Origin of the sequence: Kribbella deserti (genome assembly GCF_042434725.1) — a bacterium.
Classification (GTDB): domain Bacteria; phylum Actinomycetota; class Actinomycetes; order Propionibacteriales; family Kribbellaceae; genus Kribbella; species Kribbella deserti.
In genome coordinates this window covers 73825-88035 of the sequence record NZ_JBHLTC010000032.1, presented here as the reverse complement: position 1 = coordinate 88035, position 14211 = coordinate 73825, and the positions used below count along the sequence as shown (strand labels likewise).

Below are 14211 nucleotides of genomic sequence, written 5' to 3'. Positions count from 1 at the left end.
ATCCACCCCGGCGGTTCCGTACCGGCTCACGCCGGTGCGGAGTTCCGCCTGCCCGAGACCGCCGTACTGGAGCGGGCGCTGTTCGAGGTGAAACGGGTCGTCGTCGGCCAGGACCACCTGGTCGAGCGCATGCTGGTCGGCCTGCTGGCTCGCGGGCACTGCCTGCTGGAAGGCGTGCCGGGCGTCGCGAAGACGCTGGCCGTCCGTACTCTCGCCGAGGTGATCGGCGGCCGGTTCGCCCGGTTGCAGTTCACCCCCGACCTGGTCCCGGGCGACATCATGGGCACCCGGATCTGGCGGCCGTCGGCGGAGGGCTTCGACACCGAACTCGGCCCGATCTTCGCGAACCTGGTCCTCGCCGACGAGATCAACCGCGCCCCGGCGAAGGTGCAGTCGGCGTTGCTGGAGGCCATGGCCGAGAACCAGGTCAGCATCGGCGGTAAGAGTTACCCGCTGCCCGACCCGTTCCTGGTGCTCGCGACGCAGAACCCGATCGAGTCCGAAGGCGTGTACGCACTGCCCGAGGCGCAGCGGGACCGGTTCCTGCTCAAGATCACCGTGGGCTATCCCGCGCCGATGGAGGAACTGACCATCCTGCAGCGGATGAGCGCCCGCCGGCCGCACGCGAGCGCCGTACTGACGCCCGAGCTGGTGGCGGATCTGCAGATCGCGACCGAAGAGGTTTTCGTTCACAACGCCGTCGCCGAGTACGTCGTCCGGCTCGTGCACGCCACCCGGGACCCCGCGGCGTACGGCATCACCGACCTCAACGGCGTACTGGAGTTCGGCGCGAGCCCTCGGGCCACGCTCGGGCTGGTAGCCGCCGGACGGGCCCTCGCGTTGCTGCGCGGCCGGGACTACGTCCTGCCGACGGATGTGCACGACGTGGCGCATGACGTGATGGCGCATCGCCTGGTGCTGACGTTCGACGCGCTGGCCGACGGGCTCGACCCGCGGGCCGTGGTGTCCCGCGTATTGGCGGCGGTCGAGCAGCCCCACGTCGTACCGGCCGACGAGACGAGGGGGTCGGCCGCGTGAGCGCCGCCTCGGAAGATCTCCTGGCCGGGCGGGAAAGGGCGTTGCGGACGCTGGAGTTGTCCGTGAAGAAGCGCCTCGAAGGCTTTCTCCAGGGCGATATCACCGGGCTCCGGTCAGGCCCGGGCAGCGAACCGAACGAGGCACGCCCCTACCAGCCCGGCCAGGACGACGTACGGCGAATGGACTGGAACGTGACGGCCCGATCGCTCGAGGCCCACGTCCGGGCACCACTCGCCGAGCGCGAACTGGAGACCTGGGCCCTGGTCGACGCCTCCCCGAGCATGGACTTCGGTACGGCGCTCGCGGAGAAACGCGATCTGGCCGTCGCGATCGTCGGCGCGATCGGGCTGCTCGCGGACCGCCCGGGTAACCGCCTCGGCGCCCGCGTGGCCTTCGGCGACCAGCTGACCCGGATTCCGGCCGTCGGTGGCGCGGCGGCCCTCCGCCGTACGTTCCGCACGCTGTTGTCACTGCCGCGGCTGGAACCGGGCGCGCACCCCACAACCGATTTGCTGAACGCGATCCGGCGGCTCGACCGGGAACATCCGCGGCCGGGTTTGCGCGTGGTGGTGTCGGACTTCGCCGAGGACTCGACCGCGTGGGCCAAGCAGTTGCGCCGGCTCGCCGTACGGCACGAGGTGATCGCCGTCGAGGTGATCGACCCGCGCGAACTCGAACTGCCCGAGGTCGGTCTGCTCACGCTGGTCGATCCCGAGACGGGCCGCCGGCACGAGGTTCAGACCAGCCGGCGCCGGATCCGCGAGCGCTATGCCGCGGCCGCCGCCGAGCACCGGGAACGCACCGCCGCCGCGATCCGCTCGGCCGGCGCGGCCCACCTGCAACTGCGGACGGACCGTGACTGGGTCCGGGACGTCGCCTCGTTCGCAACGGCCCGCCGTCGAGCCGCGGCCCGCCGGCCCCCACTCAACCGGGATGGTGTCCGATGAGATTCGAACAACCCGCGTGGTTGTGGCTCCTGCTGCTGACCGTAGCGCTGGTGGTCGCGTACGCGATCGCCCAGAAGCGCCGCAGCCGGTACGCCGTACGGTTCGCGACTTTGCCGATGCTGGAGAAGGTGACGCCGAAACGGCCCGGCTGGCGGCGGCACCTGCCCGCGTTCGCCTTCCTGGCCGCGATCGTGGTGCTGACGATCGCGATCGCCCGGCCCGTCGCCGACGTCCGGGTGCCGCGCGAACGTGCGACCGTGATCGTCGCGATGGACGTGTCGAACTCGATGGCCGCCACCGATGTCGAGCCGACCCGGTTCGAGGTGGCGAAACAGGCCGCGACCGAGTTCGTACAGAACCTGCCCGAGCAGTTCAACGTGGGCCTGGTCTCGTTCGCCCGGACCGCCACGGTGGTGACCGCGCCGAGTACGAACCACCAGGCCACGACCGATGCCATTGGCAACTTGACGATGTCGGACAGTACGGCGATCGGTGAGGCCGTGCTGACCGCCTTGCAGAGCATCCAGAACCTCGACGCCGATGCTGAAACCGATCCGCCGCCGGCCCGGGTGGTGCTGCTGTCCGATGGCGGCAACACCGCGGGACGCCCGATCGAGGAAGCGGCTCAGGCGGCGACCCAGGCCGGCGTACCGGTCTCCACCATCGCCTACGGCACTGCCGAGGGCACGATCGATATCGACGGCCGCAACATTCCGGTGCCGGCCGACACCACGTCACTCGAAGGGCTCGCCGAATCCACCTCGGGCAGTTTCTACAGCGCCGAGAGCGATGCCGAACTCCGCAGTGTCTACGCCGACCTCGAGTCCTCCATCGGCTGGACCACCGAGGAACGCGAAATCACCAACCTGGTCGCCGGTATCGCCCTGGCCGCCGCCCTGCTCGCCGGGCTGGCCTCGCTGCTGTGGTTCTCCCGACTGCCCTGACCTTCGGAGGCTTTTATGAACGCACATCTGGGCAGTCCGTTCCGCGGCCCGCATTTCCGGCCCGGGCCGTTGCCCCCTGATTCCGTCACCCCGGGTTCCATCCCACCGGCCCCCCTTGCACCGGTGCTGATGGCCCCTCAACCCGGGGTGACGGCTCCCCCTCCTCCCTTGGCGTCGGTGCCGTCAGCTGCGCCGGTACGGCGGGCCGGGCGCGCGCTCGCTGCCGGGATCGCGTTGTCGGTGCTCGCGGGTGGTCTGGCCGGCGCCGTCACTGGTACGTACTTCGGCAACGCTGAAACCACCTCCGCGCCCCTTCAGTTGCCCCAGGCAAACGCTCCGGCGCCGTTGCCCGGGGCAAGCATCGCGAACGCGGCGGCCGCCGTACTGCCCGGTGTGGTCTCGGTCCGGGCCGGCCGCGCGACCGGTTCGGGCTTTGTGATCGATGGGCGAGGACATGTCGTCACGAACGCGCACGTGGTCCAGGAAGCCCGCACGATCTCGCTCGTACTCTCGACCGGGCGCACCGTGTCGGCCGAGATCATCGGCGTCGATGAGAACAACGACCTGGCGGTACTGCGGACCGAGGCCACGGGGCTCCGTCCGCTCACCCTGGGCCGCTCGTCGCAACTGCGGGTGGGTGATCCGGTGCTGGCCATCGGATCACCCCTCGGCCTGGAAGGCACCGTCACCGCCGGCATCGTCAGCACCGTCAATCGCCAGGCCCGCTTCGGCGACAACGGCAATCGCCAAACCGCCATCCAAACCGACGCCGCCATCAACCCCGGCAACTCCGGTGGCCCCCTCGTGAACGCCTCCGGCCAGGTAGTAGGCGTCAACACCGCCATCGCCACCCTCTCCGGCGGCGCCCGAACCGGCAACATCGGCATCGGCTTCGCCATCCCGGTAGACCGCATGAAAACCATCGTCGAACGCCTAATCAACAACTAACCCCAACCACCCTCCCCGCGGCGCTCCGCACAAACCCCACGGTCGGACCCGAAATGCGGCCCGACCCGTGCAACCTCACCCACCAACGGCGCGGTCCCAACCAGCCCACTCGCGGCAAGGTCTCTACCCGGGCAAACCGCATTCCGCGTCCGACCGTGGCAGCGGTGGACAGATTCCTACCCACGGTCGGACGCCAAATGCGCGCCACCTATGGCAGTGACGAGCGAGTTCCTACCCGGGCAAGCCGCATTCCGCGTCCGACCGTGGCAGCGGTGGGCAGATTCTTTCCCACGGTCGGACGCGGAATGCGCTTCGCCTGTGGACACCGAACCCACGTCGTACGGCCCTGAACCGCACGCCAGGGTGGTGGGGTGGGCGGCGCGCCGGAGGGGTGGGGGTGGCGTGGTTGAGGGCGGAGAATCGGGGGGCGGGTTGGGACGGGCTGGGGCGGGTTCGCCGCGCGGATCTCGTTCACAAACCGGACAGAGCCGCAGGTGAGCGGTGCGAGGCGGGCGGAATCGGCGAAGGGTGGCGGGGATGGACTTGGAAACGCAGCGGATGGTGGCGGCCAATGAGGCGAATTGGGACGCGCGGGCGCCGATTCATGCGGGGAGCGAGTTCTACGCGCAGCCGGCGCGGTACTGGTTCGCGGACTACGAGTGGAACGACCTCGGCGATCTGAACCGGCGGGACGTGCTGCACCTGCAGTGCCACCTCGGTACCGAGACGATCGCTTTCGCGCAGGCCGGTGCGGCCGAGGTGGTTGGGTTGGACCTGTCGGCTCGTTCGGTTCAGGAGGCCCGGCGGATCGCGGCGAAGGCCGGGGCCGACGTGTCGTATGTCCACGCGAATGTGTACGACGCGGTCGAGGCCTTGGGTGGTCAGCGGTTCGACGTGGTTTACACCGGTAAGGGTGCGCTCTGCTACCTGCCGGATCTACGCGCGTGGGTGGACGTCGTACGGCAATTGCTCAAGCCGGGTGGAACCCTCTACATCGTCGAGTTCCACCCGCTGCTCAACGCCCTCGGCCCGACGCCACCACCCGACGGCAGCCAGGAATTCCTGCTGCGCAACGATTATCTCGAAGGACGTGGGCCGATCGCCCGCGACTCCGACCGGACGTATACCGGTCACGAGGTGCCGGGCAAAACCGAGAGCTACGAGTGGATGCACGGCCTCGGTGAGCTCGTCACGGCTCTGGTCGCGGGCGGCCTGCGGATCGAGAGCCTGCGCGAATCCGAGGTGCTCCCCTGGCCCCGGTTCGACGCGATGGTCCAGACGCCCGACGGCTGGTTCCGCCTGCCCGACGACTATCCGCGCATCCCCCTGCTCTTCGCGCTCAAAGCCACCTCCCGCCCCCGCGCCGACTAGTCATAAGACAAAGGCCGAAGCCAACAGCCGAAGCGAGGGCGAAGGGCAGAAGGTCTTAGCGCGGGGTGGACAGCAGCGGCTCGCCCTTGCTCAGCACCGAGGCGTAGTGCGCTCGAATGGTCGCCGCCTCCGCGTCGGTAAGGATCGAGGCCTCCGGCTTGCTGACCGGGACATCCCAAGCGGGCGGGGCTTCCGCGCCGGACAAGGCCCACGCCGCCTGACGGGCCGCGCCCAGAGCGACGTACTCGGCCGGCTCGGGCAGTACGACGGGTGCGCCGAGCAGCGAAGGGGCAAGGGCCTGTACGGCGCGCGACCGGGCCGCGCCGCCCAGGAGTAGTACGCGCTCGACGGGGATTCCCTGCGTACGCAAGGCATCCACGGCATCGGCCAACCCGCACAACATGCCTTCCACGGCCGCCCGAGCCATCGTCGACGGCACCGCCGTGGCGCGCGTCAGCCCGTAGATCAGGCCGGTGGAATGCGGCAGATCGGGCGTACGCTCCCCGTCGAGGAACGGCACCAGCACCAACCCGTCGCTCCCGGCGGATCCCAGCGCGGCCTCGTCGAAGGCGGCCAGGTCCATCCCGAGCAGCGCGGCGGTGGACGACAACACCCGGGCCGCGTTCAACGTGCAGACCAGCGGCAGGTAGCCACCCGTCGCATCGGCGAAACCGGCAACCAGGCCCGCCGCGTCGGTGGTCGGCGCCACTCCGCGGGCGAACGCCGTACCACTCGTGCCGAGGGAGACGGCCACATCGCCGGGCTGGAGGTTGAGTCCGAGGGCGGCCGCCATGTTGTCGCCTGTACCGGCGGCGAGGCGCGCGCCGGTGGACGTCGTACCGACGAGCTCGGCCGGTCCCGCGACCCGCGGCAGCGCCAACGAACGCCCGAACGCCAGCTCGACCAGGTCGGTTCGGTAGTCCTCGTCGATCGCGGACCACCAACCGGTTCCCGAGGCGTCGCCGCGATCGGTCGTCAGGCCTTCGATGCCGGTGCGATCGGCCGCGAGGCGGTGGGTGAGCCAGTCGTGCGGCAACGCGACGGCTTCGGCGCGAGCGGCCGCGTCGGCGGCGAAGTCCCGCATCCAGCGCAACTTGGTGACGGTGAAACTCGGCACCGGTACGACGCCCGTGGCGGCCGCCCAGGCCGCGGCCCCGCCGAACTCGTCGACCAACTCAGTGGTCACCCCAGCCGAGCGAGTGTCGTTCCACAAGAGGGCGGGGTGAACCACCGTGCCGGCCGAGTCCATCAGCACCATGCCGTGCTGCTGGCCGCCGACCGAGATCGCCTCGACGCCGTCCAGCAAGCCCTCGGAAGCGGTCTCCCAGGCCTGCCACCAGGCCTGCGGGTCCACCTCGGTGGCATCCGGATGGGCGGCCCGGCCCTCGCGCAGCACCGCACCGGTGTCCGCGTCGCAGACCACGACCTTGGTCGCCTGAGTGGAACAATCCACGCCGGCCACAAGCCTGCGTACGGTCATCAGTTCTCCTTCTCGGGGGCAGCGAGGGTCTCGGCGGTGAGCACGCGCAGGATCTCCCGGGCGAGGTCGGAGGTGGTCACCAGCGTGCTGACCAGACCGGCCCGCACGGCGGCGACCACGGCCGGTGCGCGGTGCACCCCGGCGGCCAGGGCGACTCGCTCGGGCGGTCGGCGCAATTGTTCCACCGACACCGCGATGACCAAATCCTCCAGCGGCGATTCGACCAGCTTGCCGTCAGCGTCGAGCAGGTGCCCGCTCACCTCAGCGACGGCGCCCGCGGCCGCGGCCTGCTGCTGAAGCTCAGGTGAAACCGCGTCCCACACGGTCGAACACCCGGCTCGCCAGGCCCCGATCGCGACCACCGCCACGTCGAGCGCGTCGGCCATGCTCAGGGTGTCCGCGATGCCCGGCTGGCGTCGCAGGGCGGTGACCGCCGCGGCGTCGTCGACCACCAGTGGCGCGTGTACGGCGTGAGCGGTCCCGCCCGCGAGGGCGGCCGCGCGGCGGGCCAGGTCCATCGTCGTGCCGCCGCCACTGGGCGAGTGCAACGACCCGGCCATCTGTACGACCGTGCACGGCGGCAGGTAGCCGAGGTAGTCCACCATCGCGTCGACGGCCCGGCTCCAGGTCAGACCAAGCAGATCGCCGTCGCGCACGAGCGGCGGCAGGATCCGGGCGGCGGCCTGGGCCACCTGCGCCCGGACCTGCTCGGGCGATCCGTTGGTGTCCGTGACCACGCAACGGGCGATTCCGAGCGCCTGGCTGAGCTCTTCGGACAGACCTCGATCGACGGGTGTCGGGCTCTTCACCTGGATCTGCACGATGCCGCGGTTGCGGGCCTCCTCGAGCAGCCGGGCGATCTTGAACCGGCTCAGGTCGAGTTGCTTGGCGATGTCCACCTTCGAGGTGTTGTCGAGGTAATACCGCCGCGCGACGTCGGCCAGTAGCTCGTCGTCGGCATCACCGTCGCGCTGTGTTCGGACCGTCTTCATTGTTCTCCGCACCCCAATTCTCCCACCGGGTTGCCGCACGGTAACTCGTCCGTGGCCGCATCGCGAGCTGTTGACACCCGCTGGACAAGCCCGTAGGAATGACATCACATCACATTTGAGCCAGCTTGTGCACATATGAGCACCAGGAGGTCGGCGTGCGCGCAGTGGTCATCGACGAACCCGGCAAGATCCGGGTCACGGACGTTCCCGAGCCCGAAGCCGGACCCGGTCAGGTGGTGGTCGAGGTCGGCGCCTGCGGGGTCTGCGGCACGGACCTGCACATCGCCGCCGGCGAGTTCCCGCCCACGCCGTACCCGATCGTTCCGGGCCACGAGTTCGCCGGCACGATCGTCGCGCTCGGCCCGGATGTGGTCGGCGGCTGGGCCGTCGGCGACAAGGTCGCGGTGGACCCGTCGCTGTTCTGCGGGCATTGCCGCCAGTGCCGCCGCGGTCGGGGCAACCTCTGCGAGAACTGGAACGCGACCGGCGATACCGTGGATGGCGCCTTCGCCGAGCGCGTCGCCGTACCGGCCTCGACCTGTTACCGGCTCCCGGAGAAGCTGAACTTCCAACAGGGTGCGTTGATCGAGCCGGTCTCCTGCGCCGTACACGGCCTCCGGCGCCTCGGGGTAGAGGTCGGTGAGCGCGTGCTCGTCGTTGGCGCGGGCACGATGGGCCTGATCATGAGCCAGCTCCTGATCGCTGGTGGCGCGCAGGTCTCGGTCGTCGACCTGGCCGAATCGAAGCTCGGACTGGCCTCCGAACTCGGCGCGGTCGAGGTGGCGACTTCGACCAAAGGCCTGTCCCGCAGGGGATTCGACGCGGCCGTCGACGCCACCGGCGCGCCGCGGGCGATCGAGGACGCCTTCGACGCGCTGGACCGGGGCGGCCGGCTCCAGGTGTTCGGAGTCGCCGACGGCGATGCCACGATCAGCCTGTCGCCGTTCCGGATCTACAACGACGAAATCCGCATCGTCGGCTCGATGGCGGTGCTGAACAGCTACGGCGAGGCGGTCGATCTCGTTGCCAATGGCACCATTTCCGCCGGCCGGCTGATCTCGCACACGTTGCCGCTGGACGATTTCGAGCAGGCGCTCGAGCTGGTCCGGTCCGGCTCGGCCACGAAGGTCCAGATCCTGCCGAGTGACTCATGAAGCGCCGGGTGGTAGCCCTGCTGGCGATCGCCGCGCTGCTCGCCGGTTGTGGTGGCGCCGGTTCCTGGGGCGGTGGCGACAAGGACCAACTGGTGGTCGCGATCGTCTCGAACTCGCAGATGTCCGACGCGATCGCGCTGTCGGACCGGTTCGAGAAGGACCACCCGGGCATCGAGCTCAAGTTCGTCTCGCTGTCGGAGAACGAGGCCCGCGCGAAGATCACCGCCTCGGTGGCGACCGGTGGCGGCGAGTTCGACGTGGTGATGATCAGCAACTACGAGACCCCGATCTGGGCCGCGAACGGCTGGCTCGTCAACCTTCAGCCGTACGCCGACAAGACCGCGGGGTACGACCCGGACGACTTCATCCCGACCGTGCGCAAAGCCCTTTCATACCAAGACGATCTGTACTCGGTGCCGTTCTACGGGGAGTCGTCGTTCCTGGTCTATCGCAAGGACCTGTTCGACGCCGCCGGGCTGACCATGCCGGATCGGCCAACCTGGCCACAGGTGCGTGACTTCGCCGCCAAACTCGACAAGCCCGAGCAGAACCAGGTTGGTATCTGCCTGCGTGGTCTGGCCGGCTGGGGCGAGAACCTCGCGCCGATGAACACCGTGGTGAACACCTTCGGCGGCCGCTGGTTCGACGAGAACTGGAACGCGCAACTGGACTCCCCCGAAAGCAGCGAGGCGATCAAGTTCTACGTCGACCTGGTCCGCACCCACGGCGAACCCGGTGCCGCGACCGCGGGCTTCTCCGACTGCGCGACGCGCTACAGCCAGGGCCAGGCCGCCATGTGGTACGACGCCACTTCGATGGTCGGAGTGGTCGAATCGCCTTCGGACTCGACGGTGGTCGGCAAGAACGGCTACGCCCAGGCGCCGGTGGTGAAGTCGAAGAGCTCGGGCTGGCTCTACAGCTGGTCACTGGCGATTCCGAGCACCTCGAAGCACCCGGACCAGGCCTGGGACTTCATGAGCTGGATGACGAACAAGGAGTACATGAAGCTCGTCGGCAGCGAACTCGGCTGGGAACGCGTCCCGCCCGGCAGCCGCCTCTCGACGTACGAGATCCCGGCGTACGCCGAATCCGCGCAGGCGTACGCGAAACCCACCCTGACGGCGATGGGCGAGGCCAACCAGGAGAAGCCGACCGTGCAGCCCGTGCCGTACGTAGGCATCCAGTTCGTCGGTATTCCGGAGTTCCAGGATCTCGGTACCCGGGTGGGCCAGCAGATCTCGGCGGCCATCGCCGGGCGGATCAGCGTGGACGAAGCGATCGCGCAGTCCCAGCGGTACGCCGCCAGTGTGGGCAAGAGTTACCAGGAGGCGAAGCGATGAGCACAGCGGTGTTGACCGAGCCGTCGACCGTCAGCGAGGCGCCGGCTCGCCGTACGGAGCGCAAGGACGGCTGGTCCCGGCGCGGGCCCCTGCTCCCGGCTCTGGTGTTCGCCATCCTGGTGACGCAGCTCCCGTTCCTGGTGACGCTCTGGTACTCCCTGCAGTCGTGGAACCTGGTCCGTCCGGGCTCGCGGCAATTCGTTGGCCTGAGCAACTATGGCGCGGTGTTCACCGACCGGGTGTTCCGGCAGGCGGCGTTCAACACGATCCTCATCACCGGTTCTTGCGTTCTGGTGGCGCTGGTACTGGGAACCGGGCTCGCGATCCTGCTGGACCGGAAGTTCCCCGGCCGGGGCATCGTACGGACCTTGCTGATCACGCCGTTCTTGGTGATGCCGGTGGCGGGCGCGTTGCTCTGGGGTACGTCGATGTTCGATCCGAGCTTCGGCATCGTGAACTACGTGCTCTCCTGGGTGGGGATCGCGCCCGTTGACTGGGTTTCGAGCTACCCGATCTTCTCGATCGTGACCGCGCTGGTCTGGCAATGGACGCCGTTCATGATGTTGCTGATCCTGGCTGGCCTGCAAAGCCAGAACACCTCCGTCCTGGAGGCGGCCGCGGTGGATGGCGCGAGCCCGGTGAAGACGTTTGTGTTCGTGACGCTGCCGCATCTGCGTCGGTACCTGGAGTTGTCCGTACTGCTCGGCGCGATCTACGTGGTGAACACCTTCGACCACATCTACATGATGACCCAGGGCGGTCCTGGTACGGCCAGCGCGAACCTGCCGTTCTACATCTATCAACGGGCGTTCCTCGGGTTCGACGTCGGCCAGGCCGCGGCGATGGGCGTGGTGGTGGTGATCGGCACGATCATCGTGTCCACCGTGGCCCTGCGGCTGATCTTCACCAGCTTCACGAAGGAGGGCACGGAATGAGCCGCAAGCGCACTCTCAGCGGCGTGACCACGGGATTCACCTGGCTGATCGCCTTGCTGTTCTTCTTCCCGGTCTTCTGGATGGTGCTGACCGCCTTCAAACAGGAGTCCGACGCCTACACCGAAACACCGAAGCTGTTCTTCAAGCCGACCCTGGACCAGTTTGCGGGAGTTTTCGAACGCGGCGCCGGTCCATATTTCGCGAATTCCCTGGTCGCGTCGGTGGTATCCACCCTGCTCGTGCTGCTGCTCGCGGTTCCGGCGGCGTACGCGCTGTCGATCCGGCCGGTGAAGAAGACCCAGGACGTGCTGTTCTTCTTCATCTCCACCAAAATGCTGCCGGTGGTCGCGGTCATCGTTCCGCTGTACGTGATCGCGGGCGAGATCAAGGCGCTGGACAACCTCTGGGTGCTGATCGTGCTCTACACCGCGATGAACCTGCCGATCGCGGTCTGGATGATGCGCTCGTTCCTGCAGGAGATTCCGTCGGAGGTGCTGGAGGCCGCCTCGGTCGACGGCGCCTCGATGCGGCAGACCTGGATCAGCGTGATGGCGCCGATGGTCGCACCCGGTATCGCCGCGACCGCCTTGATCTGCGTCATCTTCACCTGGAACGAGTTCTTCTTCGCGGTCAATCTGACCGCCTCGGCCTCCCCCACCGTGCCGGTCTACCTGGTCGGCTTCATCACCAGCGAAGGCCTTTACTGGGCGCAGCTGTCCGCCGCCGCCACGCTGGCCTCACTGCCGGTTGTCATCGCCGGCTGGATCGCCCAGAAGCAACTCGTCCGCGGCCTCTCCATGGGCGCCATCAAGTAGCTCCTTCTTCTGGTCCGCGAGTGGTCTCATCTGATCGCAGCGGCGCTGTCCCGGCGCCGACGGGGGCGACCAGATGTGACCACTCGCGGACCAGAACCAGGGGGATGGCACGATGGCGCGGTGAGTGCGCGTGTGATTTTGCTGGCCGGGCCGTCGGGGACCGGCAAGTCCCATCTTGCCGAGACGCTGGGCCTGCCCGTGGTCCGGCTGGACGACTTCTACCGCGACGGTGACGACGCTGCGATGCCGAGGTCTCCCCTGGGCATCGTCGACTGGGACCACCCGGGCTCCTGGGACGCCGACCGGGCGGTCGCGGCACTCGCGCTGCTGTGCGCCACCGGCGAGGCGGACATGCCGATCTATGAGATCTCCGCCGACGGTACGGTCGGGCATCGCCCGGTCAGCACCGGTGGATCCCGCCTGGTTGTTGCCGAGGGCATCTTCGCCGATCAGGTCGTACCGGAACTGCGCCGCCGTGGTCTGCTCGCGGCCGCGATCTGCATCCGCCACCATCGTGTTGTCACCTTCGTCCGCCGGTTGCAGCGGGACCTGCGCGAACACCGCAAGCCCGCGCCCGTTCTGCTCCGCCGCGGCCTGTTGCTGCTGACGGACGAGCCCCGCGTCGTACGACGCTGCCTCGCGGCGGGTTGTGAGCCGCTGACCCCGCGGGCCACCCGCCACCGGATCGCCGAGTTGATCGCCGAACAGGAGGAGGAGCAGGTATGAAGGTCTTGATCACCGGAGCCGCCGGCACCATCGGCACGATGCTGCGCGAGCGGCTCGCCTCGGCCGACCGAACTCTCCGGCTGCTCGACGTGGTGGAGCCGCCCGCGGCCGCGCCCGGCGAACCGGTCGAGGTGCTGCCCGCGACCTCCGTCACCCACCTGCCGGCGCTGCGGTTCGCGTGCGAAGGTGTTGACGCCGTGATCCACCTCGGCGGCATTCCGCTGGAGGACCACTGGGAGAAGATCCTCGCGGTCAACATCGACGGCACCCGCGCCGTACTCGAGGCGGCACGCCAGGCCGGCGTACCACGGGTGATCCTTGCCTCCAGCAACCATGCGGTCGGGTTCGAACGCCGCTCCGAGGCACCGCCCGGCGGATTGCCCGCGACGGTGCCACCGAAGCCCGACACGTACTACGGCATGAGCAAGGCCGCGATGGAGGCGCTCGGCAGTCTCTACCACTCGCGGTTCGGCATGGACGTGATCTGCCTGCGGATCGGGTCGTGCCGGGACCAGCCGGTGGCGGCCTCGGAATTGCCGATCTGGCTGTCCTCCGACGACATGGGCCGGCTGGCCGTCGCCGCGCTGGAAACGCCTTCGCCGGGATTCCGGATCGTGTGGGGCGTGTCCCGGAACAGCTCCGGCTGGTGGTCCCTGGCCGAGGGCGAGGCGATCGGTTTCCACCCGCAGGACGATTCGGCGGCCTTCGCGGCGAACGTGGACCAGGACGACACCACGAACGACCTGCTCGGCGCCGACTTCTGCCGTTCGCCACTCGGCGAACCGTTCTAATTTCCATGGTGTTCATCTCGCGCTGATTCGATCGAGGGCGAACCGTCCCCGACCCGCGGAGGATTCCGTGCGGCGCGTGCTCCGATCATCGATGCTGGTGCTTTCCAGCGCCCTGGTGGTGAGCTCCTGCGGCGGCGCTGAGAGCGCGCCCACGCCGGAGGTCCGTGCGGCCAAGGCGGCCCAAGCGCCGGCCTCCAAACTCGCGGCGCTCGTGGTGACGCCGAGCGGATTCCGCTCGCCCGCCGGACGCACCGCCCGGGAGACCTCCGGACCGCTCGACAGCCAGACCTTCGTGGACCAGCACTCCACCTCGCCGTACCGGGATCGCGCCCTACTCCTGAACGCCGACTTCACCGAGGGCTACTACGCGAACCGCGTCAGCGCCGACGGCCGGACCACCGCACGCACCTACCTGTTCCGCGCGGGCACACCGGCCAAGGCCCGCGTACTCCAGCAGGGCTTCTGGGCCGACAGCAACCACGGCACGCCGTTGCGCGTACCGGGCGTTCCCGGCGTACAAACCGGTACGAAGGTCGAGGTCAGCGCCGCCAACGGCCGGACCTACGCCGTCCTGGAAACCACCTTCAGCGTCGGCCGAACCGTCGTCCAGGTACTCGTCCGCCGCCGCCTCACCGAAGGCGAACAATCCCTAGCCCCCAACACCCACCCGGCAGTAACCCTCACCCAAGACCAATACCGCCGCCTGGCGAAGGCTGCCACCGCCCAGTAG

The 14211-nt window shown here is 68.8% G+C and carries 14 protein-coding genes; 12 read left to right on the top strand and 2 right to left on the bottom strand.

The window, feature by feature from the left end:
* The 5 genes from ACFFGN_RS24965 (at position 1) to ACFFGN_RS24945 (ending at position 5248) form a co-directional block, all read left to right on the top strand.
* Positions 1-1038 (top strand): AAA family ATPase, encoded by a 1038-nt coding sequence (locus ACFFGN_RS24965; RefSeq protein WP_380052167.1) that lies wholly within the window; start codon positions 1-3, stop codon positions 1036-1038.
* Complete coding sequence (locus tag ACFFGN_RS24960; protein WP_380051922.1) at positions 1035-1985, top strand: DUF58 domain-containing protein; 951 nt, start codon at positions 1035-1037, stop codon at positions 1983-1985. The genes ACFFGN_RS24965 and ACFFGN_RS24960 overlap by 4 nt, the downstream gene beginning before the upstream one ends.
* The gene (locus ACFFGN_RS24955) at positions 1982-2929 is read left to right on the top strand and encodes a VWA domain-containing protein (protein WP_380051919.1); all 948 of its coding nucleotides are present in this window, start codon (positions 1982-1984) and stop codon (positions 2927-2929) included. The genes ACFFGN_RS24960 and ACFFGN_RS24955 overlap by 4 nt, the downstream gene beginning before the upstream one ends.
* Positions 2930-3106: 177 nt before the next feature.
* Positions 3107-3877, top strand: coding sequence for a S1C family serine protease (locus ACFFGN_RS24950; RefSeq protein ID WP_380051916.1), 771 nt, complete (start codon positions 3107-3109; stop codon positions 3875-3877).
* A 537-nt stretch (positions 3878-4414) separates the two neighbouring features.
* The gene (locus tag ACFFGN_RS24945) at positions 4415-5248 is read left to right on the top strand and encodes a class I SAM-dependent methyltransferase (protein WP_380051913.1); all 834 of its coding nucleotides are present in this window, start codon (positions 4415-4417) and stop codon (positions 5246-5248) included.
* Positions 5249-5303: 55 nt separating this feature from the next.
* On the opposite strand, the gene ACFFGN_RS24940 is transcribed toward ACFFGN_RS24945, so the two are convergent.
* Entirely contained in the window at positions 5304-6728 is a 1425-nt protein-coding gene (locus tag ACFFGN_RS24940) for an FGGY family carbohydrate kinase (RefSeq protein ID WP_380051909.1), read from the bottom strand.
* Positions 6728-7720: a sugar-binding transcriptional regulator gene (locus ACFFGN_RS24935; RefSeq protein ID WP_380051906.1), complete on the bottom strand. Its 993-nt coding sequence runs from the start codon at positions 7718-7720 to the stop codon at positions 6728-6730. Before ACFFGN_RS24935 ends, ACFFGN_RS24940 begins: the two co-directional genes overlap by 1 nt.
* A 155-nt stretch (positions 7721-7875) precedes the next feature.
* Here ACFFGN_RS24935 and ACFFGN_RS24930 point away from each other — a divergent pair, with 155 nt between their 5' ends.
* The 7 genes from ACFFGN_RS24930 to ACFFGN_RS24900 all read left to right on the top strand — a co-directional run bounded on the left by ACFFGN_RS24930 (position 7876) and on the right by ACFFGN_RS24900 (position 14211).
* Positions 7876-8874: a zinc-dependent alcohol dehydrogenase family protein gene (locus ACFFGN_RS24930; protein ID WP_380051903.1), complete on the top strand. Its 999-nt coding sequence runs from the start codon at positions 7876-7878 to the stop codon at positions 8872-8874.
* On the top strand, positions 8871-10214 hold the full coding sequence (locus tag ACFFGN_RS24925) for an ABC transporter substrate-binding protein (protein ID WP_380051900.1): 1344 nt from the start codon (positions 8871-8873) through the stop codon (positions 10212-10214). The genes ACFFGN_RS24930 and ACFFGN_RS24925 overlap by 4 nt, the downstream gene beginning before the upstream one ends.
* On the top strand, positions 10211-11149 hold the full coding sequence (locus ACFFGN_RS24920; RefSeq protein WP_380051898.1) for a carbohydrate ABC transporter permease: 939 nt from the start codon (positions 10211-10213) through the stop codon (positions 11147-11149). The genes ACFFGN_RS24925 and ACFFGN_RS24920 overlap by 4 nt, the downstream gene beginning before the upstream one ends.
* Entirely contained in the window at positions 11146-11964 is an 819-nt protein-coding gene (locus ACFFGN_RS24915) for a carbohydrate ABC transporter permease (RefSeq protein ID WP_380051895.1), read from the top strand. Before ACFFGN_RS24920 ends, ACFFGN_RS24915 begins: the two co-directional genes overlap by 4 nt.
* Positions 11965-12084: 120 nt before the next feature.
* Positions 12085-12690, top strand: a complete 606-nt coding sequence (locus ACFFGN_RS24910) for an ATP-binding protein (protein WP_380051892.1) — start codon at positions 12085-12087, stop codon at positions 12688-12690.
* Positions 12687-13481, top strand: a complete 795-nt coding sequence (locus ACFFGN_RS24905) for an NAD-dependent epimerase/dehydratase family protein (RefSeq protein ID WP_380051889.1) — start codon at positions 12687-12689, stop codon at positions 13479-13481. The genes ACFFGN_RS24910 and ACFFGN_RS24905 overlap by 4 nt, the downstream gene beginning before the upstream one ends.
* Before the next feature lie 76 nt (positions 13482-13557).
* Positions 13558-14211, top strand: a complete 654-nt coding sequence (locus tag ACFFGN_RS24900) for a hypothetical protein (RefSeq protein WP_380051886.1) — start codon at positions 13558-13560, stop codon at positions 14209-14211.

Excerpts from the sequence above, each read along its gene's own strand:
- ACFFGN_RS24940 (WP_380051909.1), bottom strand. The coding sequence starts at position 6,728 with ATGACCGTACGCAGGCTTGTGGCCGGCGTGGATTGTTCCACTCAGGCG.
- ACFFGN_RS24935 (WP_380051906.1), bottom strand. The coding sequence starts at position 7,720 with ATGAAGACGGTCCGAACACAGCGCGACGGTGATGCCGACGACGAGCTA.
- ACFFGN_RS24920 (WP_380051898.1), top strand. The coding sequence starts at position 10,211 with ATGAGCACAGCGGTGTTGACCGAGCCGTCGACCGTCAGCGAGGCGCCG.
- ACFFGN_RS24925 (WP_380051900.1), top strand. The coding sequence starts at position 8,871 with ATGAAGCGCCGGGTGGTAGCCCTGCTGGCGATCGCCGCGCTGCTCGCC.
- ACFFGN_RS24955 (WP_380051919.1), top strand. The coding sequence starts at position 1,982 with ATGAGATTCGAACAACCCGCGTGGTTGTGGCTCCTGCTGCTGACCGTA.
- ACFFGN_RS24905 (WP_380051889.1), top strand. The coding sequence starts at position 12,687 with ATGAAGGTCTTGATCACCGGAGCCGCCGGCACCATCGGCACGATGCTG.
- ACFFGN_RS24915 (WP_380051895.1), top strand. The coding sequence starts at position 11,146 with ATGAGCCGCAAGCGCACTCTCAGCGGCGTGACCACGGGATTCACCTGG.
- ACFFGN_RS24945 (WP_380051913.1), top strand. The coding sequence starts at position 4,415 with ATGGACTTGGAAACGCAGCGGATGGTGGCGGCCAATGAGGCGAATTGG.